Below are 24138 nucleotides of genomic sequence, written 5' to 3' on the forward strand. Positions count from 1 at the left end.
TCTCGACTAGGCTAGTGGCGACGAGGACGTCGAGAATTTCCCTCAAGATTCCCAGTAAATCGCTTCACCATAAGGAGCAGTCCATGGCGCTTATCGATGCCATCCACGCCCGCGAGATCCTTGATTCCCGCGGAAACCCGACAGTAGAAGTTGAAGTTCTGCTTTCCGATGGCCAGATCGGCCGCGCGGCAGTTCCCTCCGGTGCTTCCACCGGCGAGCACGAAGCCGTCGAACTGCGCGACGGCGACAAGGGCCGTTACCTCGGCAAGGGCGTCCAGAAGGCCGTTGACGCGGTCATCGACGAAATCGCCCCGGCCCTGATCGGCTTCGACGCCACGGACCAGCGCAGCATCGACCAGGCCATGATCGACCTCGACGGCACCCCGAACAAGGGCAAGCTCGGCGCGAACGCCATCCTCGGCGTTTCCCTCGCCGTGGCAAACGCGGCCGCCGCCTCCGCGGACCTGCCCCTGTACAAGTACCTGGGCGGCCCGAACGCCCACGTCCTGCCCGTCCCGCTGATGAACATCCTCAACGGTGGCTCCCACGCCGACTCGGACGTCGACATCCAGGAATTCATGATCGCCCCGATCGGCGCCGAGACCTTCTCCGAAGGCCTGCGCTGGGGCGTTGAGGTCTACCACAACCTCAAGTCGGTCCTGCAGGCCAAGGGCCTCTCCACCGGCCTCGGCGACGAAGGCGGCTTCGCTCCGAACCTGCCGTCCAACCGTGCCGCACTGGACCTGATCCAGGAAGCCATCAAGAACGCCGGCTACACCCCGGGCAAGGACATCGCCCTCGCGCTGGACGTCGCCTCCTCCGAGTTCTACAAGGACGGCGCCTACCAGTTCGAAGGCAAGGCACTCTCAGCCACCGAGATGAGCGCCTACTATGCCGAACTCGTTGCCGATTACCCGCTCGTCTCCATCGAGGACCCGCTGGACGAAAATGACTGGGAAGGCTGGAAGACCCTTACCGACACCATCGGTGACAAGGTCCAGCTAGTTGGCGACGACCTCTTCGTCACCAACCCGATCCGCCTGCAGCAGGGCATCGACTCCGCCACGGCCAACTCCCTGCTCGTCAAGGTCAACCAGATCGGTTCCCTGACGGAAACCCTGGACGCCGTTTCCCTGGCCCAGCGCTCCGGTTACACCACCATCACCTCGCACCGCTCCGGCGAAACCGAGGACACCACCATTGCTGACATCGCCGTTGCCACCAACGCGGGCCAGATCAAGACCGGTGCCCCGGCCCGCTCCGAGCGCGTCGCCAAGTACAACCAGCTGCTGCGCATCGAAGAAGAACTCGACGACGCCGCCCGCTACGCCGGCCGCAGCGCTTTCCCGCGTTTCAAGGGCTAGTATCCGCTGAAACAGCTGACCGGTGGCTATGGTGGAAAGACCATAGCCACCGGTTCTGTTTAACGAAATGTGCGAGCACTTCGGCAAACCGCAGGCTCCGTGAGGAACGCAACGCGCAGCAACCCGCCAGGCAAGCACCAGGCATTACAGGAGTGTCATGGCCACCCGCCGCCCCAAGGTCCCCCGGGCAGATGCCCTCGGCCGCTCGCCCCAAAAGAACCCCGACGGCGGCCATGTCATCCGTGCCGACTTCGGCGAGTCCCGCAAGGCATCCGCCGCCCAGCAAGAGGCACCGGTTCATGCAGGGTCCAGGACGCCGTCCAATGCCAAAGCCGAAGGCGGCACCCAAAGCAAAGCCTCTTCCGGATCCAAGGTTGGTGGTGCTGCGAAACCGGGACGTTCGGGAAACACCCCGGTTGTCGGCAAGGCATCCAGCAAGGCGTCCGGTGCCGGATCCTCGCACTCCGACAAGGACCACGGCGCGCGCCCTGTGCCCGCGAAGGCGTTCTCCGGCCGTATGCTTGCCCTCGCTGTGGTGATGATAGCGATCACTATCATGCTCGCTCCCACAGTGAAGATCTGGTTGGAGAAAAAGGCCGAAATCTCCGGCCTGGAAGCCGACATTGCCAGCAAACAGGCCGAGCAGGCCAGCCTCCAGAAGCAGATCACGCGGTGGCAGGACCCCAACTACGTGAAACAACAAGCCCGGGACCGCATTAACATGGTTATGCCGGGTGAAGCTGGCTACTGGGTGTTTGGTGGAGACGTTCCCGCCGGCACACCGGGTGGGAGCACCAGTTCAGGAGCTTCCGGAAGCCCGTCCAACCTGCCATGGGTGGACGGCCTGTGGGAATCCATCAGGCGCTCGGCAACAGACTAGACGCGGTGCCCGCCGCCGTCGCGCCCTGATGGGCGCGGCCAAAAAGGGCAGGAAGGATGGCAGCGCCAGTGGAAGACAACTCGGCACCTGCATCGCAGGAGTCCCGCAAGCCATCAGCACACGATCTCGAAATCCTCAGCCGCCAGCTCGGACGGCCGGTGCGCGACGTCGTCGAAATCCCGGCGCGCTGCGTCTGCGGCAACCCGCTGGTCGCTGCAACCGCTCCGCGCTTGAGCAATGGAACCCCGTTTCCCACGACGTTCTACTTGACGCACCCCGTCATCACCGCCGCCGTGTCGCGGCTGGAAGCCGGCGGGCTCATGAATGAGATGAACGAACGGCTCACCGCGGACGAGCCTTTGGCTGCGGCTTACAGGAGCGCCCACGAAGCCTATCTCCAGGCGCGTGACGAGATTGCCGGACGTGCCGGCACGGGAGACGTTCCGGAAATCGCAGGGGTCTCGGCCGGCGGCATGCCTACCCGCGTCAAGTGCCTGCACGTGCTGGTCGGCCACTCCCTGGCCGCCGGTCCCGGCGTCAATCCGCTCGGCGACGAGGCCATCGGGGCGATTAGCGAATGGTGGACCGCGGACCGCTGCTATTGCGACGGCGCATGGGACAGTGCGGGGGAGGCCCCGTCCAAGGACCTCAGCCGCCACGGACCGCAGGGCCTGCCGGACATCGTGGGCCGTCCCGCCCCCGTCCGCAAATCCAAGTCCTCCCACGCGACAGAGCCATCAGGGGAACCATCCGCAGGGGGGCTCAACGTATGAACCGCGTAGCTGCGATTGACTGCGGGACCAATTCGATTCGCCTCCTGATCGCGGATTCCAACGGCACGGACTCCGGGTCTCCCTTGCGGGACGTTGTCCGCGAGATGCGCGTGGTGCGCCTCGGCCAAGGGGTTGACGCCACCGGCGAACTCGCCCCTGAGGCGCTTGAGCGCACCTTCGCGGCGACCGCCGACTACGCCGAGCTGATCCGCCATCACGGAGCCCGGGGCATCCGTTTCGTGGCGACCTCTGCCAGCCGGGACGCCCGTAACCGGGACGTCTTTGTTGACGGGATACGGGGGCTGCTGGGCGTCGAACCCGAGGTCATCTCCGGTGACGAAGAAGCCTCGCTGTCCTTCGCCGGCGCAAGCAGCGTGCTGCCTTCGCGCGGCAAGGACCCTGTGCTTGTGGTGGACCTTGGCGGTGGAAGCACCGAATTCGTCCTCGGAGACTCCGACGGCGTCATTGCCGCCAAATCCGTCGACATCGGCTGCGTGCGGCTGACCGAGCGGCACCTTCGCAGCGACCCTCCGACGCCGGAGCAGATCGCCGCCGCGGAAGCCGACGTCGACGCAGCCATGGACCTCGTGGCCCGCACGGTCCCGCTGGACCGGGCCACCGCCGTCGTGGGCGTAGCCGGTACCGTCACCACCATCACCGCGCACGCGTTGGGCCTGGACGAGTACGATCCCGCACTCATCCACGGTGCCAGCCTGGACCTGGAGACCATCAGCGACGCGGCCACAAGTTTGTTGGAAATGAGCCGCGAGGAACGTGCCCGGCTACCCTACATGCACCCCGGCCGCGTCGACGTCATCGGTGCCGGAGCCCTTGTTTGGCGCCGCATCCTCCAACGCTTGGCTGAGCTCGGAGAGGGCTCCATCACTGCGGCTACCTCCAGCGAACATGACATCCTCGACGGCATCGCGCTGAGTATTCTGAGCATGCCGAGTACTCGGTAAGAGTGGGTATTCGCTGATGACGTTGCCACACGGTTGGCGCCGCCGGACAGCATCGGCCGCACTGGCGGCCATGTTGGCCGGGGGAAGCCTTGCAGGGGCCCTGCTCACTGCCCCTTCGGCGTTCGCCGACTCTTGGCGGGACAAGGAATACTGGCTCAACGAGTACGGCATTTCCGCAGCCTGGCAGGTATCAAAGGGCGCCGGGGTGAAAGTGGCCATCATCGACAGCGGAGTGGACGGGCAACACCCCGACCTCAACGGCGCGGTGGTCGGAGGAACCGACGCTTCCGGTGCGGGCGACCCCAACGGACAGAAAAGCATCGGGGCCAAACCTGAGCACGGGACCCTCGTCGCCACGCTGCTGGCAGGGCGTGGACACGCTCCGGCCAGCCCATCGGCGTCTCCGTCGCCGGGGCCGTCCCCTTCGCCCGGTTCCGGCGTCGGTCCGGACGGAATCGTCGGCGTCGCGCCCGAGGCCCAGATCCTCTCCGTTTCCGCCTGGCTCGGTTCGCCGAATCCGGCGGGCAAGACGGACCAGGAACAGATTCCCGAAGCTGTCCGATGGGCGGTGGACAACGGCGCCAAGGTCATCAACATTTCCCTCGGCAGCACCTCGCCTGATTGGCCACAAAGCTGGGATGCGGCGTTCCTCTATGCCGAACAAAAGGACGTGGTGATCGTGGCCGCGGCGGGCAACCGGATCGGCGGAAACGTCCAGGTGGGCGCGCCGGCCACGATTCCGGGTGTACTGACCGTGGCGGGACTCGACCGGAACCGTACGGCCAGCGTCGACGCTTCTTCGCAGGGAATCAGCATCGGCGTCTCGGCGCCCGCGGAGAAGCTGGTGGGCGGACTGCCCGGTGGGAGCTATGAAGATTGGGCCGGCACGTCCGGCTCCGCGCCGATTGTCTCCGGCGTCGCGGCACTTATCCGCTCGAAATGGCCTGATATGAGCGCCAAGCAGGTCATCAACAGGATTGTGTCGACGGCCGAGGATGCAGGCGCGCCCGGCAAGGACCCCATCTATGGCTACGGCATCCTCAATGCCGAGGCGGCCCTGAAAGCCGATGTACCCGAGGTAGCGAGCAATCCCGTGGGATCCATTGCGGACTGGATCCGGGTCCATCGACGTGGCGACCTCAGCAGCCCGACGCCTCCGTCAACGTCGAAACCAAGCATTCCCGCGGCCACCTTGGCGGATCCCACAGTTCCCGCGGCCAAGGCGCCATCGCAGTCCGACACTGCGGTTCCGGCCGCGGTGGTCATCGGCTTTGGTTCGCTTTTCGTGGCGATCGTCGCGGGCGCCACCGTCCAATTGAGGCGCGCCTACCGGACCTCCCCGGAACTGCCCGACGAGACCTCGACCGGCGTGGTGGACGTCGTGGATCCGAGCCCCCCGAAATAGCCTCCGGCGCCGATCCGTAGCGTCGGGAAATAGTTAGTGAAGATTTTCACAAGGTGCTGTACTCTATTCTTATGGCAACCACCCCTGAGCTCATTGACCGTCCCCGTGTTCTCGTTGTCGGCGGCGGATACGTCGGCCTGTACGTAGCACTCAAGCTGCAGAAGAAGATCGCGAACGCCGGCGGCATCGTCACCGTCGTTGATCCCCTTCCCTACATGACCTACCAGCCCTTCCTCCCCGAAGTGGCCGGCGGCAACATCGAGGCACGCCACGCCGTCGTCTCGCACCGCCAGCACCTCAAGCAGACGGAACTCATCCAGGGCCGCGTCACCAGCATCGACCACAAGAACCGCACCGCCGTTGTTGCTCCGGCCGACGGTGGAGAGCCTTTCGAGATCCCGTACTTCGACGTCGTGGTTGCCGCCGGCGCCATCACCCGGACGTTCCCCATCAAGGGCCTCGCTGACGAAGGCATTGGCCTGAAGACCATCGAAGAAGCGGTCGCCCTGCGCAACAAGGTCCTTGAGCGCATCGAGGTTGCCTCCACCATGACGGACGCCGCCGAACGCGCCAAGGCCCTGACCTTCGTGGTCGTGGGTGGCGGTTTCGCAGGTATCGAGTGCATCACCGAGATGGAAGACCTCGCCCGCGCTGCCGTCAAGAACAACGCGCGCATCCGCCAGGAAGAGGTCCGCTTCGTTCTCGTCGAAGCCATGGGCCGCATCATGCCCGAGGTCACCGCAGCCCAGGCAGAGTGGGTTGTCGAACACCTGCGCAGCCGCGGCATCGAGGTCCTGCTCAACACCTCCCTCGACAACGCAGAGGGAAGCCTCAAGCTCATCAACCTGCCGGACAAGACGCCTGCCCAGGAGTTCGAAGCCGACACCCTCGTGTGGACTGCAGGCGTGCAGGCCAACCCGATGATCCGTTCCACCGACTTCCCGCTCGAGCCGCGCGGACGTGTCCGTGTCCTCCCGGACCTGCGCATTGCGGGCGACGAAGGCATCATCGACAACGCCTGGGCAGCCGGCGACATCGCTGCCGTCCCGGACCTCACGGGCAGCGGCCTGCCGGACGGCACCTGCGTTCCGAACGCCCAGCACGCGCTGCGTCAGGCCAAGCGCCTCGCCAAGAACCTGTGGGCCTCCCGCTGGGACAAGCCCATGGGCGACTACAAGCACAAGAACCTCGGTGCGGTTGCCGGCTTCGGCGAATGGAAGGGCGTTGCCAACATCAACATCCTGGGCCGTATCGGCCTCAAGGGTGGACTCGCCTGGCTGGCCCACCGCGGCTACCACGGCCTGGCCATCCCCACCGGTGAGCGCAAGGTCCGCGTGATCTTCAACTGGATCCTGGGCATGACGATGGGCCGCGACACCACCCAGCTGCTGGACCTCGACAACCCGCGTGGAGCCTTCGTGGCCGCGGCCACCCCGGCTCCCAAGCCGGCCGCCGCACCTGCGCCGGCCGCTGAGCCCGCCGAAGCCAAGGCTCCGGTCACGGCTGACTCCAAGTAGCGAACCCCAAGCAGTCCCGCCGACGGCGGTCGTTCCCACGCGGGAGCGGCCGCCGTCGTCGTTTAACTCGCGGCCCGTCCGCGACGGCGGTGCAGGCATGGCCGGCGACGGCGGGTCCTAGACTTGCAGCATGGCAGGCGAAAGCGATCTGACGACCCTCCTGGGATCAATGCACCCCGTCCTTCGGGACGGCGACTACGTGTACGCGTTGTGGCCGCACGGCAAAGCGCTTGAGGGCAATATCGAAGCCGCTGTCCGCGAAGCGGAGGGCCTCACGGTGGTCCTGCGCCGTGAAGAAGCCGGACGCCTGGGACTGTCCTACGACTTTGTGGCGGCGTGGATCACTCTTCAAATCCACTCTGCCTTGGACGCCGTGGGGCTCACAGCGGCCGTCAGCTCCGCCCTCACGGCCGCTGGTATCAGTTGCAACGTCCTGGCAGGGTTCCATCACGACCACCTGTTGGTTCCATCCGCCGAGCGCGGGCGCGCCATGGAAGTCCTTAAGCTGCTGGGCCAAGGCGTGGTGCTGCGAACGGAGCGGCAGGATGACCGCGAGTCCGTGCTGGCGCTCACGGCTGCCGCCTTTTCCACCAGTCCGGTCACCGGGCTGCCCGTCGACGGGGTCCCGGCCGAAGTGAAGCTCCTGCGTGAACTCTTCGAGTGCGATGAGTACCTGCCGGAGTTCAGCATCGTGGCCGAGATTGCCGGTGAGATCGTGGGCCACGTCATCAGTACCCGCGGCTGGATAGGGGAGCTCCGGCTTTTGGGGCTTGGCCCCATCAGCGTCGAACCGCACCTGCAGCGGCGCGGCATCGGATCTGCCCTCTTGCGGGAAACCGCTCGACGGGCCGACGAAGCGGGCGAACCGGGCATCGCCCTGCTGGGCAGCCCCGAGTACTATCCGCGCTTTGGATTCCTGCCCGCGCGCACGCTGGGCGTGGTGGCCCCCGACGCCGGGTGGGGAGACCATTTCCAACTGTTGCCCCTCAAAGCATGGCCCGACGGCGTCAGTGGAACCTTCCGTTATGCCGCGCCGTTTGAACGGCTCTAGGAGACGAAAGAGGGGGGTGCACTGGGTTACCATTATCCGGGCGCCCCAGTAGCCCAATTGGCAGAGGCAGCGGACTTAAAATCCGCGTGTTGTGGGTTCGAGTCCCACCTGGGGCACGCATGCGAAATGCGAACCCCGCGGCCCTACTTGTTGCGCCAAGCTGTGCCGTGACAGGAATTTAACCCCGCGTTCATGTGAAGGGCCGTCCGGACTGGACAGCGACACACCGTTATTAGATCCTGACCTGCGTATATGTGTTCTAGGACACATATTTGGTAGTACTCTCATGGAACATGTTCGAAGTGAAAGTGACTTCGGGCGAATGACCACGAATCAGACGCACCGCGGAGGCTATTTATGTACAGGAAGAAAGTCATTTCGGCGATTGCAGCAGCAGCCACCCTCGGCATGCTGGTGGCGGGCTGTGCGAATCAGACTGCCCCTAGCGGCACCGAAACCTCGGGTGGCGGCGGCAGGATCAATATCCCTGCGATTTCCAAAGTCGACGTTCCTGCCGGAGCTGTTTTGCCTGCAGGCGATGGCAAGGCAAATTGCCCGTCAACCACCACCCTTGCCTATGCCGGTGCCGAGACAGGACCCAACGCCCAGCTGGGTATCAACATCTTCAACGGCATCCAACTGGCCATCAACCAGCACAACACCGCGAACCCCGGCTGCCAGGTCCAGTTCAAGAAATTCGATACTGAAGGCGATCCGAACAAGGCCACTGGCCCGGTAACGCAGATCGTGTCCGAGCCGGACATCATCGGAGTGGTGGGCTTGCCCTTCTCGGGAGAATCCAAGGCCACCGGCAACATCTTCGAGCAGAAGGGCTTGGTGCACATCACGCCCTCCGCAACCAACCCGAGCCTGACGAAGAACGGCTGGACCACTTTCTTCCGGGCCCTCGGCAATGACGCCGTCCAGGGTCCGGCCGCAGCGAAGTTCCTCACGGACAAGCTGCAGGCCAAGAAGGTCTACCTCGTCCAGGACGACTCTGACTACGGCATCGGTTTGGGAACCACAACCTCCGCGGCCCTGGGCTCCGCGATGGTGGGGTCCGACAAGGTTGTCACAGGCCAGAAGGACTTCTCGGCCGTGATCTCCAAGATCATGAACGCCAAGGCAGACACCGTCTACTACGCGGGCTACTACGCAGAAGGCGCTCCCTTCGACCAGCAGCTGGTTGGAAAGGGATTCACCGGCTCCTTCGTGGGCCCGGATGGCGTGAAGGATGACCAGTTCATCAAGCAGGCCGGCGACGCGTCGTCGAACTCGTACTTCACCTGCCCGTGCATCCCCGGCGAGCTGATCCCGAGCTTCGAGTCCGAGTACAAGAAGCTTGCCAACGCTGAGCCCGGAACCTACTCCATTGAAGGTTACGACGCAGCCACGGTCCTGCTCTCCGGTATCGACAAGGGCAAGCAGTCCCGCGCGGACCTTCTTTCCTGGGTCAAGTCCTACGATGCAGACGGCCTGTCGAAGCACTACAAGTGGGATTCAACCGGCGAACTGGCAACGCCTGATGTTTACGGCTACAAAGTTGAGAACGGCAAGATCGTTCCCATCGGCGTCATCGGAAAATAACACCGAGCCCAGATGAATGCTGGGGGTTAGCATCCATGCCGACCCCCAGCATTTCTTTTGATTACATCAGGAAGTGCCATGATCAGTGAAGTAATTCCCAACCTGCTCCACTCGGTTCCCATGGACGATACGTGGATCACCTTCGACGTAAACTCCTTTACCGAAAATTTCTGGAGTTCTACCTTTGACGGGTTGACCTTCGGGGCAATTTACGCGTTGGTAGCCCTCGGCTATACCCTCGTCTACGGCGTTCTCAACCTCATCAACTTTGCCCACTCCGAAGTGTTCATCACGGGCTGTTACGGGGTGTTCTTTACCCTCAGCGCGCTGAATTTCGGGCCCTCTGCTCCGAGGCTGGCCTTTTGGGCCATCGTGGGAAATCTTGTCCTCGCCCTCGTTGTCGCCATCATCGCCTCAGCCTTGATGGCAGTGATCGTGGAACGGGTGGCCTATAAACCTTTGCGGCAGCGCAAGGCGCCCCGCCTGGCATTCTTGATTACCGCCATCGGTGTTTCCTTCGCCATTCAGTACACCATCTACTGGTGGCGCGGACCGAGCCCGGAGGCTGCGCTGACGATGTTCAGGCCGCTCCCGATTTTCGACGTCTTCGGGACGATCGTCGATTCGCAGCAGGTGGTGATCGTGGTCGCAGCGATTATCCTCATGATCGCCACCGACCAGTTCATCAGGCGGTCCCGGACCGGCCGGGGCATCCGTGCCGTTGCGCAGGACCCGGATACCGCAACTTTGATGGGTGTCAACAAGGAAAAGATCATCGTGACCACCTTCATCATCGGAGGGATCCTGGCCGGCGCAGCCGCCTTGTTCTACGTGATGAAAATCCCGTCCGGCGTGCAATACAACGGCGGATTCATCCTCGGCGTCAAGGCCTTCGCGGCCGCTGTCCTCGGAGGCATCGGCAATGTGCGCGGCGCTTTGCTGGGCGGCCTGCTGATCGGTTTGATCGGCAACTACGGCCAGGTGCTCCTGGGCAGTTCCCAATGGACCGACGTGGTCGCGTTCGTGGTCCTGGTGTTGGTATTGATTGTGCGACCCGAAGGTGTCTTGGGTAGCTCGCTAGGAAAGAGTAAGGCATGAGCACAACAGACGGCCCCACACTTATTCCCGATGATGCTTCGGCACAGGAAATTGCGGACCGCGAAGCCAAAATGCGGCGCCGCAAAGGCTGGTTCCCGGGACTCAGCGACAAATGGAACGCGCTCCCGCGCCAAACCCAATGGCTGATCCTCATCGTCGTCGTGGTCATTGCGTACTTGCTCCCCATCCTCAACCCGCCGTTGATCACGACGGAACCAGGCAACAATTGGCAAATCGCGCTCGCGCAAATGTCTGTTTATGCCCTGGTGGCTGTGGGCTTGAACGTGGTGGTCGGCTATGCGGGCCTCCTCGACTTGGGCTATGTGGCATTTTTCGCCCTGGGTTCCTACACGGCGGCAATGTTTACCAGCCCGGATTCGCCGTATGTGCACATTCCCTACTTGTGGACGCTCCCGCTGGCGATGGCAGTCGCCATGTTCTTCGGAGTGGTCCTCGGTGTGCCTACGCTTCGCCTTCGCGGCGACTACCTGGCTATCGTCACGCTCGGCTTCGGTGAAATCGTGCGCATTTTGGCCACGATTATTCCGGCGATGAAAGGCCAGGTTGGCTTCCAGAACGTTGGCCACCCTCCGGGAACGGATTCAAGCGGGCAAACAATTTTCCAGAACTCGAACGGAACCCCGTGGTACTGGCTGACGCTGTCCATCATCATCGTGGTGCTTTTGGCCGCGGGAAACCTGGAGCGCAGCCGCGTGGGACGCGCCTGGATTGCCATCCGCGAGGATGAAGATGCCGCGGAAATCATGGGCGTCCCGACCTTCAAGTACAAGGTGTGGGCTTTTGCCATCGGCGCTTCCGTTGGCGGGCTGTCGGGTGCCTTGTTTGCCGGGCAAGTGGGCTTTGTGAACAACCAGAAGTTCGATATCGCCACGTCCATCCTGTTCGTCGCTGCCGTTGTCATGGGCGGCACGGGGAACAAGGTCGGTGCGATTCTCGGCGGCGCGTTGGTGGCATATATTCCACTCCGTTTCACCGCGATTGCCGAGTTCAAGTATCTGATCTTTGGCGCGGCGCTGGTGGTCATCATGATCTTCCGCCCCGGTGGCCTTCTGCCCGCACGCCAAAGCCTCCTCGCCTACGGCCGCCTGGCGTACAACAAACTCAAGGGTGCCATGGGCGACATTCCTGCTTCGGGCAAAGTCGTCCTGGAACCGGGAAAGGGGGCTGACAAATGAGTGAAGCGATCGAACCGGATATTGATGTAGAGGCACTCAAGGAACAGGGTGTGGACCTCGAAGTCGCCGAGAAGGTGGCCCCTGAGAGGGACATCGTCACCAAAGTGGGCGAAGCCTTGGTGCAGGTCCAAGACCTCACCATCAAATTCGGCGGCCTGACGGCTCTGGACAATGTCACGTTTGATATCAACAGAGGCGAAATCCTCGGTCTCATCGGCCCCAACGGTGCCGGTAAGACCACTTGTTTCAATGCCATGACAGGTGTCTATAAGCCGACGTCCGGAAAGGTCCTGCTCGAAGGACAATTGCTCAACGGACTGCCGCAGCACCGGATCACCAGGCGTGGCCTGGCGAGGACCTTCCAGAACATCCGCCTTTTTGGTGAGATGACCGCTTTGGAAAACGTGGTTGTCGGCCTCGATGCACGCCACCGCACGAGTGTCGGCGGAGCGCTCTTCCGTCTGCCCACCCATGTCCGGGAAGAGAAAACCGCCATTGAACGCGGCATGGCATTGCTTGAGTTCGTGGGCATCGCCGATCATGCCCACTTCTTGTCACGGCACTTGCCTTACGGTTACCAGCGCCGCCTGGAAATCGCGCGCGCACTTGCGACTGATCCCAAAGTCCTGTGCTTGGACGAGCCCGCAGCAGGGTTCAATCCGGCGGAAAAAGAAGAGCTCATGGCCCTGATCCGGACCATTCGTGACGACGGCTACACGGTCCTGCTCATTGAGCACGACATGAAGTTGGTCATGGGGGTGACCGACCGGATCGTGGTCCTGGAGTTCGGGAAAAAGATCGCGGATGCGGTGCCGAAGATTATCCGCGATGACCCGAAAGTTATTTCCGCCTATCTCGGGGAGCCTGAAGATGACCTTGCTTGAGCTGAAGAACATATCCGTCCACTATGGCCGGATCCAAGCCATTTCCGACATGTCATTCAGCGTGGAGGAAGGCGAAATCGTCTCGCTCATCGGGGCAAATGGTGCCGGCAAGACCACCACCATGAGGACCATCTCCGGATTGCTGGCTCCGTCGGCCGGCTCCATCACGTTCGCCGGCAAGGACATCACCAGGATGAAAGCGCACATCCGCGTCGTCCAGGGCATTTCGCAGGCGCCTGAGGGTCGGGGAATTTTCCCCGGCATGACGGTGGAGGAGAACCTTGACATGGGTTCCTACGGCCGCAAGGACCGGACCAAGGTTGCAGACGATTTGGAGCGAGTCTTCGACCTGTTTCCGCGGTTGAAGGAACGTATCAAGCAGTTTGGCGGCACCATGAGCGGTGGCGAACAACAGATGCTCGCGATTGGCCGGGCCCTGATGTCCAACCCCAAGCTGTTGCTCCTGGATGAACCTTCCATGGGGCTGGCTCCGCAGTTCATCCGCCAGATCTTCAAGATTGTCACCGAGATCAACAACCAGGGCACCACGGTGCTTCTGGTGGAGCAAAACGCCAACCAGGCCCTGGCCCGTGCACACCGTGCTTTTGTCCTGGAAACCGGGTCAATTACGCACAGGGGCACCGGCAAGGAACTGCTCGCCAACCCGGCGGTCAAGGAAGCGTACCTCGGCGTCGGATAGCCCCGTGTGCCGGCACCCTCGCAACGCGGAGGGTGCCGGCATCGGCGGCGGTGGAACTTTCGGTGCGGACCAAGCGTGGGAATTGGTAGCGTGAACTATCACTTCGCACCCACAGCAAGAAGGACATCCACCATGGCACTCGGCGGCAACCCGATCTTCAACGGAAAGAATTTCCGTGGAGCCACACAGGCTCCGCCCGTTCCCAGCTACACCCACGGCCAGCCCCAATACGGCCAGCCCCAGTACGGCCAGCCCCAATACGGCCAGCCCCAGTATGGCCAGCCCCAGTATGGCCAGCCCCAGTACGGCCAGCCTGCCTGGGCGGCACAGCCGCCCATGACGAGCGATCAGCTGCAGGAGATGTACAACCAGCCCGCAGCCGGTCCGGCCGAGACCGGCCGTATGACTTTCGACGACGTCATCGTCAAGACTGCAGCGTGCCTTGCGGTGCTGCTGCTTGGCGCGGCGGTCACGTTGTTCGTTGCTCCGGGAACCGCGAATCTCCTGATGATTGTCGGCGCCTTGGGCGGCTTCGCGTTGGGCATGGTCAACTCCTTCAAGAAGCAGCCGTCCCCGGCACTGATCCTGACGTATGCCGGACTTGAGGGTCTGTTCCTCGGAGGCCTGACCCGCCTCCTGGACGGAATGTTCCCGGGCGTCGGCCTGCAAGCTGTCATTGGCACCCTTGCGGTGTTCGGCGTGACCTTGGCTCTCTTCAAGAGCGGCAAGGTGCGTGCCACCCCCAAGGCTGTTCGCTTCTTCATGATCGCCATGCTCGGCTACCTCGTCTTCGCAGTGATCAATATGGTCCTGGTGTGGACGGGCGCAGTCCAGTCGCCGTTCGGCCTGAGCAGCAGCGTGCACATCTTCGGCATCCCGTTGGGCGTTTTCATCGGCATCCTGGCTATCGGCCTGGCCGCGTTCTCACTGGTCATGGACTTCACGAGCATCGAACAGGGTGTCCGGCAGGGCGCTCCGGAGAAATACTCCTGGACGGCCGCTTTCGGCCTGACCGTGACGCTCGTGTGGCTGTACGTGGAGATCATCCGCCTGCTGGCGATCCTGCGCGGCGACGACTAAGCTCCCAGGATTTGTTGAGCGTAGTGCCCCTGAAGATCCGTCTTCAGAGGCACTACGTGTCTTTCCGGTGCGGTTAAGACAGACGCTCGAAGACCACCGCCATGCCCTGCCCGCCACCGACACACAGGGTCGCCAGTCCCAAGGTGCAGTCCCGTTCCCGGAGGCCATTGAGCAAAGTGGTGGTCATCCGGGCGCCTGTCATGCCAAAGGGATGGCCAAGGGCGATGGCTCCGCCGTGGACGTTAAGTTTCTCCGGATCGATGCCGAGTTCGCGGGCGCTCGCTACCACCTGGACGGCGAAGGCTTCGTTGAGTTCCACGAGGTCAATGTCCGCCATGCTCAGCCCCGCCAGTGCCAAGGCCCGGCGCGACGACTCCACGGGACCCATGCCCATGAGTTCCGGGGAAAGGGCGCTGACTCCCGTCGAGACGATGCGTGCCAGCGGCTCGAGGCCAAGCTCCCGGGCCCGGAAATCGCTCATGACCACCACGGCGGCGGCGCCATCGTTGAGCGGGCAGGCATTCCCGGCGGTCACGGTCCCTTCCTTGCGGAAGACCGGCTCCAAGGCGCTGACCGCTTCAAGGGTGACGCCGGCGCGAGGTGAATCGTCGCGCTCGACGACGGTCCCGTCTTTGCGGGTGTACGGCGTGATCTCGCGGGCGTAGAAACCGGAGGAGATGGCCGCCTCGGCACGGTTCTGGCTCTGGACCGCCCACAGATCCTGCTCGGCCCGGCTGATTCCGTGGCTCGTGGCGACGTTTTCCGCGGTCTGTCCCATCGCGATGTAGACGTCCGGCATCCGTCCTCCCATGCGGGGATCCGTCCACGGGGTGTTGGACGCGGCCCGGGCGGCCGTACGGGCGCGCGCGGCTTCAAACAGGGGGTTGTGCACGCTGGTGTCGGTTTCCCCTGCCCCGACCCAGTTCTGGTAGCGGGACACCGATTCGACCCCCGCCGAGACGAAGGCGTGGCCTTCTCCGGAGCTGATGGCGTGGAAGGCCATCCGCAGAGTTTGCAGGCTCGAGGCGCAGAAGCGGTTGATCGTGGCCGCGGGGACGGTGTCCAGGCCGGCCAGGACGGTCACCACCCTGGCCATGTTCGAGCCGGCCTCGCCGCTGGGCTCGGCGCAGCCAAGGTAGAGGTCATCGAGCCCGCGGCCGTCTAGTGCCCCTGGATCGAAAGCCGGAATCTTCGCCAGCGCGGCAGTCACCATGGCCGCCGCGAGGTCGTCGGGACGTTCGTCCTTGAGTGACCCTTTGAAGGCCCGTCCAATAGGACTTCTGGCGGTGGAAACGATGACGGCCTCAGTCATGCCCCCAGCTTACGCCGGGGCCGGCCCGCCGAAAGGCGGCGGATGCACGGACCTCAGGCGAGTCGTGTGGCCCCGGCGGCCGGGGTCACGGTGAAGATGTCCGGCGTCGTGAAACCGGCCGCCGCGAAGGCGCGTACGACGGCGTCGCGCACCTCCTGCTCGTGGCCCACCGGGGTGAGGGCGATGGCCGAGCCGCCGAAGCCGCCGCCCGTCATCCGGGCGCCGATGGCACCGTGGGCTCGGGAGGTTTCCACCGCGAGATCCAGTTCCGGACAGGAGATCTCGAAGTCATCGCGCATGGACGCATGGCTCGCATCCAGGAGCCTGCCGATGTGGGCGGGGCCCTCCGTGGTGAGGCGCTCCACGGTCTGCAGCACGCGGTCGTTTTCCGTGACGATGTGCCGCACCCGCCGGAACGTGATTCTGTCCAGGAGGCCGCTGGCTTCCTCCAGGTCGCCGATGCCGACGTCGCGCAGGGCCGGGACCCCCAGTACCTGGGCCCCGAGTTCGCAGGAAGCACGACGCGAGGCATAACCGCCGTCGGCATGTGAATGGGAGACCTTGGTGTCGATGACCAGCAGAACGAGTCCGGCCTCCTGGGCGTCGAAGGGGACTAGTTGCACGCTCTGGTCGCGGCAGTCCAGGAAGACCGCATGGCCCTTTGACCCGCGAAGCGACGCCGACTGGTCCATGATTCCGGTAGGGGCGCCCACGAAGTCGTTCTCGGCCCTCTGCGTTGCGAGGACCATGTCTTCGGCGCCCAGTCCCGCGCCCGTTAGCTCGTTGAGGGCGGAGATGACGGCGCATTCGATGGCGTGCGAGGAGGACAGCCCCGCGCCCAGCGGGACATCCGAATCCATGAGGAGGTCGAAGCCCGGGACAAGGACGCCGCGCTGTTGCAAGGCCCAGGCGACGCCGAGCGGATACTTCGTCCAGCCTTTGGCCGCTTCGGGAACCAACGCGTCGACGTCGGCTTCGACGAGGCCTTGCCCGCCGAAGGTCGACAACAGCCGGACGCGTGAGTCATGGCGGATCCGGACTGCAACCTTCGCGGTCTTGTCGATGGCGAAAGGCAACACGAAACCTTCGTTGTAATCGGTGTGCTCGCCGATCAGGTTCACGCGTCCCGGTGCCTGCCACACGCCGTCGGGGGCTGAACCGAAAGTCGACTCGAAAAGCCCGGAGAGGGCGCCCACGGCGGGGGCGTCGGGAGTGGAGGTCATGCTGGGGCCCCTTCCGGAATAGCGCGCTGGGAATCGCTGGCGACGGCGCGCAGCCGTTCGGCCACCGATTCGGGCGTGGTGTCGTTGATGAAGGCTCCCATGGCGGCCTCGGAACCGGCAAGGTACTTGAGCTTGTCGGCGGCACGGCGTGGGGAGGTGAGTTGCAGGTGCAGGTGGCCGGACGGTCTCAAGGCGGGATCCAGGGGTGCCTGGTGCCAAGCGGAAATGTACGGTGTGGGAGTCGGATACAGGGCGTCCATGCGCTTGAGCAATTCAAGGTAGACGTGGGCTAGTTCGTCGCGTTCTTCGCCGCTCAAAGCGGCGAGGTCGGGAACTTGCCGATGCGGGACGAGATGCACCTCCAGCGGCCAGCGGGCGGCGAACGGCACGTAGGCGCTGAAGTGCTCGGCTTCGAGCACCATGCGGCTCCCGTCCTGGCGTTCGGCCTTGAGGATCGAGGACGTGAGCGATTCCCGGCCCTTGGAGTCGTCGAAGTACCGGCCGGCGGCGGCGCCAAGGCTGGCCGCCCGCGGCGTGACGTAGGGGTAGGCGTAGATCTGTCCGTGCGGGTGGTGAAGGGTTACCCCGATGTCAGCGCCCCGGTTTTCGAACGGGAACACCTGCTGGATTCCGGGAAGGGCGCTGAGCGCCTCAGTCCTGTGCGCCCAGGCTTCGACGACCGTGCGTGCCCTGGTTTCGCCAAGCTCGGCAAAGGATCCGGTGTGGCTGGGCGTGAATGAGACAACTTCGCAGCGGCCGTATGCAGGGCCGGAGGTTCCCCAAGCGGGCATGCCCGGGATCATGCCGACCGCCGGCCCCAGTGAGGGGAAGCGGTTCTCGAACACCACGACGTCGTAGTCCGGCGCCGGGATTTCGGAAGGGTTCGCGGGGGTGGTGGGGCAGATGGGACATTGGTCTGCCGGTGGCAGGTGGGTGCGGCTTTGGCGGTGTGCCGCCACGGCGACCCATTCGCCGCTCAGCGCGTCGTAGCGCAACTCGCCCGGATCGGCGCGCTGCGGCAGCTCACGGTGATCCGTCAGCGAGCCGGGATCGCGCTCCGGCGAGCCGGCGTCGTCGAAATAGATCAGCTCCCGGCCATCGGCGAGGCGTGTGCTGGTAAGGCGAGTCATGGATTTATGGTGCCACAGAGTGCTCAAAAAGGCAAAATATCTAACAAAAAAGAACATTGAGGGTGAAGCCAAGCAACACATGGGATGCAGTACGGTGGTGCCATGCCTCCCACAACACCGTCTTCGACACCGGGCGAAGAGACCGTATCCCGCCGCTTTGCCAGCGGACGCCAATTCGAGATCCGCCGCGGTGACGCACTCGCCGTCGTCACCGAGCTCGCCGCGGGCTTGCGGTTGTTCAGCCGCGACGGCGTCCAGCTCACCGAGAGCTACGGCGACGCGCAACTTCCGCCCGGGGCCACCGGAATTACCCTCGCCCCGTGGGCCAACCGGATCGAGGACGGGATCTGGTACCTCGACGGCAAAAAGCAGCAACTGGACATCACGGAGGTGTCCCGCAACAACGCCAGCCACGGGCTCCTGCGCAACTCGTCCTACGCCCTCGTGGCGGAAGACGAATTCTCCGTGACCCTCGAAGCCGTGATCTTCCCACAGCACGGCTACCCCTTCCTGGCCCGGCATCAGGTCCACTACGAGATCGACGCCGGGCTGGCGCTTCGGGTCTCCCAGAGTTTCATCAATGATTCGGCGGCCCCCGCGCCCTTCGTCCTCGGGGCGCACCCGTATTTGCGTGTAGGGGACGTTCCGCCGGAAGAGATGGTCCTGACTGTCCACGCCGGTACGCGGCTCGTGGCCGACGAGCGGCTGATCCCGCGTAGTTCGGTGCCTGTCGACGGTGATTTTGATTTTGGCGCCGGCCGGAGTGTGGGTGGCCTGGATGTCGACGTGGCGTTCACGGATTTGGAGTTCGACGGCGGCATCGCCCGCCAAACGCTGTCGGCGCCGGATGGCCGAAGCGTCTCCTTGGAGCAGGACGAAAACTGCGCCTACGTCCACATCTTCGTCACGGATACTTTTCCGGGCCGCTCGAAAGCGGTGGCGATTGAGCCCATGACCGGTCCGGCGAACGCGTTCAACTCGGGCGACGGCCTCCGGTGGCTCGAACCGGGGGAGACCTTCACTATGAGGTGGGGAATCGTGGGCGCGCTGTAGATGGGTTTCCTATCGGGCGCTCCCTGCGGAATTATGGGTGAATGACGCCAGCACAGGACGCCACGCCATCGAGTGAGCCCGTTTCGGCCGCGCCCAGGCAGGTGTCGGAGCATCACATTGCGCAGGACATCCCGTACGGAGTCCGGATTGCTGCCGCGTGGGCATGGCGGGTGGGCCTCATATTGGTGGTCGTTGGAGCCCTTATTTGGCTGTTGGGGAAGGTCAGCTTCCTGATCATCCCGCTCATGGTCGCCTCCCTCCTGGCAGGCTTGCTCTACCCGGTCACGGGGTGGCTCAGGAAGCTCAAGATGCCCCAAGGAGCGGCCGTTGCCATCACAGTGGTGGGGTTTCTCGGGGTCATCGCGGGAGCCCTGGCGTTGGTGGGACGGCAACTCGCTGTGGGATTCGGCGAGCTGTGGCAGGAAGCGCTCACGGGCATCCAGCAAATCCAGGCCTGGCTCGCTGACGGCCCGCTGCACCTGACCGCGGACCAGATCGACACCTACATCCAGAGCGCCACCTCGGCCCTGCAGAACAACAGCAGCAGCATCCTCAGCGGTGCCCTGTCCTTCGGTAGTACCGCCGGGCATTTTGCCGCGGGCATGGTCCTGGCCCTCTTCATCCTAATCTTTTTCCTCCTCGAGGGGTCCAGGATCTGGCGGTTCATCGTCGGGCTCCTGCCCCGGACCGCACGCGCAGCGGCCTATGGCGCGGGCCGGCGCGGTTGGTCGTCCATGGTCAGCTACGTGCGCATCCAGATGTTCGTTGCGTTCGTGGACGCGGTGGGGATCGGCGTCGGCGCAGCGATTATCCAGGTTCCCCTCGCCCTGCCCCTGGGTGTGTTGGTGTTCATCGGCTCGTTCATCCCGGTGGTCGGCGCCCTCGTGACGGGAGCCATCGCGGTGCTCCTGGCCTTGGTGGCGAATGGTCCCGTCAACGCGCTCGTCATGTTGGCCATCGTCCTGTTCGTGCAGCAGCTTGAAAGCCATATCCTCCAGCCGCTCATCATGGGCAAGGCCGTATCGCTGCACCCGGTCGCCGTCATCTTGTCGGTCGCCGCCGGTTCCTACCTGGCCGGAATCCCGGGAGCGCTCTTTGCCGTCCCGCTCCTCGCCGTAGCAAATACGGCGGTTCGCTATATTGCAGCGCGGACGTGGGAACATGATGAAGGACTGATGACGGCGTACGCCGGCGCAGGGATTGCACCACCGGACTCCGATGAGGAACCCACCATCAAGGAAATCCACGGTCCCGGCGCCAACGCGGGCGCACGGTCCAACAGCGGCGAAGGCGCCGCAGGTCAGCACGCGGCTGCGGAACGGACATTCGCCAAGGATGCCGCACAGCACACCAACAAAGGAGATTAACCCGTGAATACCCTCGATACCCTGCCCGTCACCCTGGACGATGTCCTTAAGGCGCAGGAGCTGCTCGAGGGCATTATTACCAAGACCCCCATCGAGTCCTCACGGGCCCTGGGAGCGATGGTAGGCGGAGAGGTCTTCTTCAAATGCGAGAACCTCCAGCGGGCAGGTTCCTTCAAGGTCCGCGGTGCCTACGTGCGGATGGCACGCCTGTCTCCCGAGGAAAAGAAGCGCGGCGTGGTGGCGGCTTCGGCAGGCAACCACGCGCAAGGCGTTGCGGTGGCGGCGAAAAGCCTCGGAATCAAGGCACGCATCTACATGCCGCTCGGTGTGGCGCTTCCGAAGCTTGCCGCAACCCGCAGCCACGGAGCCGAAGTCGTCCTGCACGGACACAACGTGGATGAGGCCCTGGCCGAGGCGCAGCGCTACGCGAACGAAACTGGCGCGGTCTTCGTCCACCCCTTCGACAACGTCGACGTCGTGGCGGGCCAGGGCACCGTCGGGCTTGAAATCCTGGATCAGGTCCCTAACGTCGACACGGTCCTGATGGGCGTCGGTGGCGGTGGCCTGCTGGCCGGAGTCGCCGTCGCGATCAAAGCGAGGGCCAGGGAGCTGGGACGCGAGATCCGGATCATCGGCGTGCAGGCCGAGAACGCGGCCGCCTACCCGCCGTCGCTCGCCGCTGACGCCTTGGTGCCGCTCAAGAAGGTTTCCACCATGGCGGACGGCATCGCCGTCGGACGCCCCGGCCAGCTGCCGTTCAGCATCATCCGCGAACTCGTGGACGACGTCGTGACGGTGAGCGAAGACTCTTTGGCCCGGGCCCTCATCTTCCTGCTGGAGCGCGCCAAGATGGTGGTCGAGCCGGCCGGTGCTGTCGGCGTCGCAGCCCTCATGGACGGCAAGATCGAGAACCCGGGGACCACCGCCGTCATCCTGTCCGGCGGCAACATCGACCCCATGCTGATGCTCAAGGTGATCCAGCGCGGCCTCTCGGCTGCGGGGCGCTACATGACCGTGCGCATGATGCTGGATGACCGTCCCGGTTCCTTGGCGACCATTGCCCGCATCATCGCCGAAAACGATGCCAACGTGACCGGCCTGGACCACACCCGGGTGGGCGGCGCGATCAGCATGGGCGACGTCTCCATCACCGTCAACCTGGAAACCAAGGGCCACGAACACAGCGAGCAGGTCCTGGCAGCCCTTCGAGCCGAGGGCTTCCACCCGATCGTGGTGCACTGACGCCGTAGCCCACCCCAACTGACTCGCAGTTGTTGTCGTTATGAGCCCTCAAAACGACAACAACTGCGAGCTAGTTGGGGGGGAACGCAAAGCAAAACGCCGGCCCGCCCCAGGAAGGGGTGGGCCGGCGTCGTTGTTTCGCGGAATAATCAGCCGGCGAACGGCTTGGCGGAAACAATCTCCACCGGAATTTCCTTGCCGTTGGGGGCGACGTAGCTGATCTTGTCGCCTTCCTTGTGGCCCATGATCGCCACGCCGAGCGGGGACTTCTCGCTGAAGACGTTGAGATCGGAATCGCCGGCGATTTCACGGGATCCGAGCAGGAAGGTCTCTTCGTCACCGGCGATGCGTGCGACGACGAGCATGCCGGGCTCGACGATTCCATCATCGGCCGGAGCTTCGCCCACCTGGGCGTCGCGCAGGAGCACGGTCAGCTGGCGGATGCGGGCCTCGATCTTGCCCTGCTCTTCCTTGGCGGCATGGTATCCACCGTTTTCCTTGAGGTCGCCTTCCTGACGGGCGGCTTCGATCTTCTGTACGATCTCCGCACGGCCAGGGCCGGAAAGGTGGTCCAGCTCTGCCTTCAGGCGGTCAAATGCGTCCTGGGTAAGCCAAGCTGCAGGCGCGCTGTTGGTGGTCGACACGGACTTCTCCTTATGGATCTGACAAGCAAAGACCCCGCCGGTGCAGGCCACTCGTGGAACTCAGCAACCAACTCAGCGGGGTTAAGGTATTGATCCAGTGTAGTCAATCCTGTGGACAAACCCAAGCTCACTGAGTCGCGGGTCACACCGTTGCTATTTGCTGCTGTCGACAATCCAGCAGTTGTCCACGACGGCGGACACGGCCTCGGACTCCGTGCGAAGGATGGCCCTTTGGGCGGTTGTCTGGCCACCGTCGGCCCCTGCCTTCGGGGCATTCGGGCCGATCTCAACGACTTTCCAGCCGACCACCGCGAACTTGGAATCCATGGCCTTGACCGCGCATTTTGCGGTGGCATCCGGGTTCTTTGTGACCTGGAAATCGACCGACAGCTGAGTGGCATCAGTGGCGCTGTAACCGATGTCCTTGAAAGACACAGACGATTGCGAGGAAGACATAGTGACCCAAAACAAGAGCCCGATGACCACGAGGAGGACGGCGATGACGATGTTCCGTTTGGTTTTCCCTCCGAAGGCGCGCTTTTGGCTGCCGTAGCGATTGGCTAGGCTGGTAGTCGCTGGCAGCGCCGTGCCCGATGGGTCTTCCGAAGTCACCCACCCAGTTTAGTGGGCTTCCGGCGCCTCTTCGCCCACAGCGGAGTCGCACGCGTTAGAAAGACCTGATCAGTACAGCACCAGCAAACCCAGAACAGCATGACCCGGAAAGAGGAACCGTACCGGATGAGCACATCCACCAGCCCCGACACGCAGCTCCGGCTGCTCGCCGTCCACGCACACCCGGACGACGAGTCAAGCAAGGGCGCGGCAACCATGGCGATGTATGCGGCTTCCGGCGTGGAGGTCATGGTGGCTACCTGCACCGACGGTTCCCGCGGGGACATCCAGAACCCGGCCATGGAGTCCGCCCCGCACCCGAAGCGCGACATGGCAGGCGCGCGCCGTTTGGAAATGAAGCAAGCTGCCGCGGTCCTTGGAATCAAGCAGCGTTGGTTGGGCTTCGTGGATTCCGGACTGCCCGACGGCGATCCGTTGCCACCCCTGCCCGCCGGCTGCTTTGCGCTTCAGCCCCTTGAGCGGGCCTCGGCACCGCTCGTCCGCTTGGTCCGCGACTTCAAGCCGCACGTCATGGTGAGCTACGACGAAAACGGCGGCTACCCGCATCCTGACCACATCATGGCCCACAAGGTTGCCGTCGAAGCCTTCCACGCAGCCGGTGACCCGGAACGCTACCCTGGGACAGGCGATAGCTGGGCGCCCAGCAAGCTGTACTACGACCGCGCCTTCAGCCCCGACCGCTTCCGGGCCTTGCATTTCGCGCTCGAAGAGGCGGGCCTGCAATCGCCCTACGCCGAACGCCTGGCCTCCTGGCTTGAAGCCGACGCGGAAGGACATACTCCGCCGAGGCCTATGCACCAGACCACCACGCAAGTGGATTGCGGTGACTACTTTGAGGCCCGTGACGACGCACTCAGGGCGCATCGGACGCAGATTGACCCCCTCGGCTTCTTCTTCGCGGTATCCCCGGAGATGCAGCGCAGGGCCTGGCCGTGGGAGGACTACACGCTGGTCCACTCCGTGATCCCGGCCGAACTGCCGGAAAAGGACCTGTTCGCAGGGCTAAGATAGGATCGCCGGCGATTTCTATCAAGCGT

The 24138-nt window shown here is 63.9% G+C and carries 22 protein-coding genes and 1 tRNA gene; 18 read left to right on the forward strand and 5 right to left on the reverse strand.

What is annotated here, in order from left to right; translation table 11 throughout:
- Positions 1–83: 83 nt before the first annotated feature.
- From eno to AB4068_RS13710, 14 genes are all read left to right on the forward strand, one after another.
- The gene (eno, locus tag AB4068_RS13645) at positions 84–1364 is read left to right on the forward strand and encodes a phosphopyruvate hydratase (protein WP_306961132.1); all 1281 of its coding nucleotides are present in this window, start codon (positions 84–86) and stop codon (positions 1362–1364) included.
- A gap of 157 nt (positions 1365–1521) precedes the next feature.
- Positions 1522–2244 carry an FtsB family cell division protein gene (locus AB4068_RS13650; protein ID WP_441433662.1) on the forward strand — a complete coding sequence of 241 codons (723 nt, stop codon included), beginning with the start codon at positions 1522–1524 and terminating at the stop codon, positions 2242–2244.
- Between the two features lie 56 nt (positions 2245–2300).
- Positions 2301–3017 (forward strand): DUF501 domain-containing protein, encoded by a 717-nt coding sequence (locus AB4068_RS13655; RefSeq protein WP_441433663.1) that lies wholly within the window; start codon positions 2301–2303, stop codon positions 3015–3017.
- Positions 3014–3979: a Ppx/GppA phosphatase family protein gene (locus tag AB4068_RS13660; RefSeq protein WP_332601540.1), complete on the forward strand. Its 966-nt coding sequence runs from the start codon at positions 3014–3016 to the stop codon at positions 3977–3979. The genes AB4068_RS13655 and AB4068_RS13660 overlap by 4 nt, the downstream gene beginning before the upstream one ends.
- A 16-nt stretch (positions 3980–3995) precedes the next feature.
- On the forward strand, positions 3996–5384 hold the full coding sequence (locus AB4068_RS13665) for a S8 family serine peptidase (protein WP_307052667.1): 1389 nt from the start codon (positions 3996–3998) through the stop codon (positions 5382–5384).
- A 71-nt stretch (positions 5385–5455) separates the two neighbouring features.
- A complete protein-coding gene (locus tag AB4068_RS13670; RefSeq protein WP_441433664.1) occupies positions 5456–6901 on the forward strand; it encodes an NAD(P)/FAD-dependent oxidoreductase in 1446 nt (481 codons plus the stop codon).
- Between the two features lie 130 nt (positions 6902–7031).
- Positions 7032–7952, forward strand: a complete 921-nt coding sequence (locus tag AB4068_RS13675) for an N-acetyltransferase (RefSeq protein WP_284990395.1) — start codon at positions 7032–7034, stop codon at positions 7950–7952.
- Positions 7953–7994: 42 nt separating this feature from the next.
- A tRNA-Leu gene (locus tag AB4068_RS13680) sits at positions 7995–8068 on the forward strand.
- Between the two features lie 241 nt (positions 8069–8309).
- A complete protein-coding gene (locus tag AB4068_RS13685) occupies positions 8310–9539 on the forward strand; it encodes a branched-chain amino acid ABC transporter substrate-binding protein (protein WP_059387974.1) in 1230 nt (409 codons plus the stop codon).
- A gap of 78 nt (positions 9540–9617) precedes the next feature.
- The gene (locus AB4068_RS13690) at positions 9618–10637 is read left to right on the forward strand and encodes a branched-chain amino acid ABC transporter permease (RefSeq protein ID WP_059387973.1); all 1020 of its coding nucleotides are present in this window, start codon (positions 9618–9620) and stop codon (positions 10635–10637) included.
- Positions 10634–11833: a branched-chain amino acid ABC transporter permease gene (locus AB4068_RS13695; RefSeq protein ID WP_084784379.1), complete on the forward strand. Its 1200-nt coding sequence runs from the start codon at positions 10634–10636 to the stop codon at positions 11831–11833. The genes AB4068_RS13690 and AB4068_RS13695 overlap by 4 nt, the downstream gene beginning before the upstream one ends.
- A complete protein-coding gene (locus AB4068_RS13700) occupies positions 11830–12717 on the forward strand; it encodes an ABC transporter ATP-binding protein (RefSeq protein ID WP_059387972.1) in 888 nt (295 codons plus the stop codon). Before AB4068_RS13695 ends, AB4068_RS13700 begins: the two co-directional genes overlap by 4 nt.
- Positions 12704–13417 carry an ABC transporter ATP-binding protein gene (locus AB4068_RS13705; RefSeq protein WP_284990397.1) on the forward strand — a complete coding sequence of 238 codons (714 nt, stop codon included), beginning with the start codon at positions 12704–12706 and terminating at the stop codon, positions 13415–13417. Before AB4068_RS13700 ends, AB4068_RS13705 begins: the two co-directional genes overlap by 14 nt.
- A gap of 132 nt (positions 13418–13549) precedes the next feature.
- Positions 13550–14497 (forward strand): Bax inhibitor-1/YccA family membrane protein, encoded by a 948-nt coding sequence (locus AB4068_RS13710; protein ID WP_441433665.1) that lies wholly within the window; start codon positions 13550–13552, stop codon positions 14495–14497.
- Between the two features lie 73 nt (positions 14498–14570).
- Here the strand turns inward: AB4068_RS13710 and AB4068_RS13715 are convergent, their stop codons facing one another.
- From AB4068_RS13715 to galT, 3 genes are read right to left on the reverse strand one after another with little or no spacing between them, the layout of a single operon-like run.
- Complete coding sequence (locus AB4068_RS13715) at positions 14571–15809, reverse strand: acetyl-CoA C-acetyltransferase (RefSeq protein ID WP_284990399.1); 1239 nt, start codon at positions 15807–15809, stop codon at positions 14571–14573.
- A gap of 53 nt (positions 15810–15862) precedes the next feature.
- Positions 15863–17032 (reverse strand): galactokinase, encoded by a 1170-nt coding sequence (galK, locus tag AB4068_RS13720; RefSeq protein ID WP_441433666.1) that lies wholly within the window; start codon positions 17030–17032, stop codon positions 15863–15865.
- Positions 17029–18162, reverse strand: coding sequence for a galactose-1-phosphate uridylyltransferase (gene galT / locus AB4068_RS13725; RefSeq protein WP_284990401.1), 1134 nt, complete (start codon positions 18160–18162; stop codon positions 17029–17031). The genes galK and galT overlap by 4 nt, the downstream gene beginning before the upstream one ends.
- A gap of 102 nt (positions 18163–18264) precedes the next feature.
- Between galT and AB4068_RS13730 the strand changes: the two genes are divergently transcribed.
- Genes AB4068_RS13730 through ilvA form a run of 3 tightly spaced genes read left to right on the forward strand, consistent with a single transcriptional unit; the run spans position 18265 to position 21824 of the window.
- Positions 18265–19215 (forward strand): aldose 1-epimerase family protein, encoded by a 951-nt coding sequence (locus AB4068_RS13730; RefSeq protein WP_306961152.1) that lies wholly within the window; start codon positions 18265–18267, stop codon positions 19213–19215.
- Positions 19216–19256: 41 nt separating this feature from the next.
- A complete protein-coding gene (locus AB4068_RS13735) occupies positions 19257–20582 on the forward strand; it encodes an AI-2E family transporter (protein ID WP_284990403.1) in 1326 nt (441 codons plus the stop codon).
- Between the two features lie 3 nt (positions 20583–20585).
- Entirely contained in the window at positions 20586–21824 is a 1239-nt protein-coding gene (ilvA, locus tag AB4068_RS13740; RefSeq protein WP_284990405.1) for a threonine ammonia-lyase, read from the forward strand.
- 149 nt (positions 21825–21973) lie between these two features.
- Here ilvA and greA read toward each other — a convergent pair whose 3' ends face one another.
- Both greA and AB4068_RS13750 read right to left on the reverse strand, forming a co-directional pair.
- Positions 21974–22468, reverse strand: coding sequence for a transcription elongation factor GreA (gene greA / locus AB4068_RS13745; protein ID WP_184736437.1), 495 nt, complete (start codon positions 22466–22468; stop codon positions 21974–21976).
- A gap of 153 nt (positions 22469–22621) precedes the next feature.
- Positions 22622–23080: a DUF4307 domain-containing protein gene (locus AB4068_RS13750; RefSeq protein ID WP_306961158.1), complete on the reverse strand. Its 459-nt coding sequence runs from the start codon at positions 23078–23080 to the stop codon at positions 22622–22624.
- A gap of 126 nt (positions 23081–23206) precedes the next feature.
- Here AB4068_RS13750 and mca point away from each other — a divergent pair, with 126 nt between their 5' ends.
- Positions 23207–24112, forward strand: a complete 906-nt coding sequence (mca, locus tag AB4068_RS13755) for a mycothiol conjugate amidase Mca (protein ID WP_441433667.1) — start codon at positions 23207–23209, stop codon at positions 24110–24112.
- The last annotated feature ends 26 nt before the right edge of the window (positions 24113–24138 follow it).

The sequence above is a fragment of the Arthrobacter sp. 2RAF22 genome, assembly GCF_052115325.1.
GTDB lineage: Bacteria > Actinomycetota > Actinomycetes > Actinomycetales > Micrococcaceae > Arthrobacter.

What these genes read in the sequence shown, in the direction of transcription:
- eno (WP_306961132.1), top strand. Translation starts at nt 84, where the DNA reads ATGGCGCTTATCGATGCCATCCACGCCCGCGAGATCCTTGATTCCCGC.
- AB4068_RS13650 (WP_441433662.1), top strand. Translation starts at nt 1,522, where the DNA reads ATGGCCACCCGCCGCCCCAAGGTCCCCCGGGCAGATGCCCTCGGCCGC.
- AB4068_RS13655 (WP_441433663.1), top strand. Translation starts at nt 2,301, where the DNA reads ATGGCAGCGCCAGTGGAAGACAACTCGGCACCTGCATCGCAGGAGTCC.
- AB4068_RS13660 (WP_332601540.1), top strand. Translation starts at nt 3,014, where the DNA reads ATGAACCGCGTAGCTGCGATTGACTGCGGGACCAATTCGATTCGCCTC.
- AB4068_RS13665 (WP_307052667.1), top strand. Translation starts at nt 3,996, where the DNA reads ATGACGTTGCCACACGGTTGGCGCCGCCGGACAGCATCGGCCGCACTG.
- AB4068_RS13670 (WP_441433664.1), top strand. Translation starts at nt 5,456, where the DNA reads ATGGCAACCACCCCTGAGCTCATTGACCGTCCCCGTGTTCTCGTTGTC.
- AB4068_RS13675 (WP_284990395.1), top strand. Translation starts at nt 7,032, where the DNA reads ATGGCAGGCGAAAGCGATCTGACGACCCTCCTGGGATCAATGCACCCC.
- AB4068_RS13685 (WP_059387974.1), top strand. Translation starts at nt 8,310, where the DNA reads ATGTACAGGAAGAAAGTCATTTCGGCGATTGCAGCAGCAGCCACCCTC.
- AB4068_RS13690 (WP_059387973.1), top strand. Translation starts at nt 9,618, where the DNA reads ATGATCAGTGAAGTAATTCCCAACCTGCTCCACTCGGTTCCCATGGAC.
- AB4068_RS13695 (WP_084784379.1), top strand. Translation starts at nt 10,634, where the DNA reads ATGAGCACAACAGACGGCCCCACACTTATTCCCGATGATGCTTCGGCA.
- AB4068_RS13700 (WP_059387972.1), top strand. Translation starts at nt 11,830, where the DNA reads ATGAGTGAAGCGATCGAACCGGATATTGATGTAGAGGCACTCAAGGAA.
- AB4068_RS13705 (WP_284990397.1), top strand. Translation starts at nt 12,704, where the DNA reads ATGACCTTGCTTGAGCTGAAGAACATATCCGTCCACTATGGCCGGATC.
- AB4068_RS13710 (WP_441433665.1), top strand. Translation starts at nt 13,550, where the DNA reads ATGGCACTCGGCGGCAACCCGATCTTCAACGGAAAGAATTTCCGTGGA.
- AB4068_RS13715 (WP_284990399.1), bottom strand. Translation starts at nt 15,809, where the DNA reads ATGACTGAGGCCGTCATCGTTTCCACCGCCAGAAGTCCTATTGGACGG.
- galK (WP_441433666.1), bottom strand. Translation starts at nt 17,032, where the DNA reads ATGACCTCCACTCCCGACGCCCCCGCCGTGGGCGCCCTCTCCGGGCTT.
- galT (WP_284990401.1), bottom strand. Translation starts at nt 18,162, where the DNA reads ATGACTCGCCTTACCAGCACACGCCTCGCCGATGGCCGGGAGCTGATC.
- AB4068_RS13730 (WP_306961152.1), top strand. Translation starts at nt 18,265, where the DNA reads ATGCCTCCCACAACACCGTCTTCGACACCGGGCGAAGAGACCGTATCC.
- AB4068_RS13735 (WP_284990403.1), top strand. Translation starts at nt 19,257, where the DNA reads ATGACGCCAGCACAGGACGCCACGCCATCGAGTGAGCCCGTTTCGGCC.
- mca (WP_441433667.1), top strand. Translation starts at nt 23,207, where the DNA reads ATGAGCACATCCACCAGCCCCGACACGCAGCTCCGGCTGCTCGCCGTC.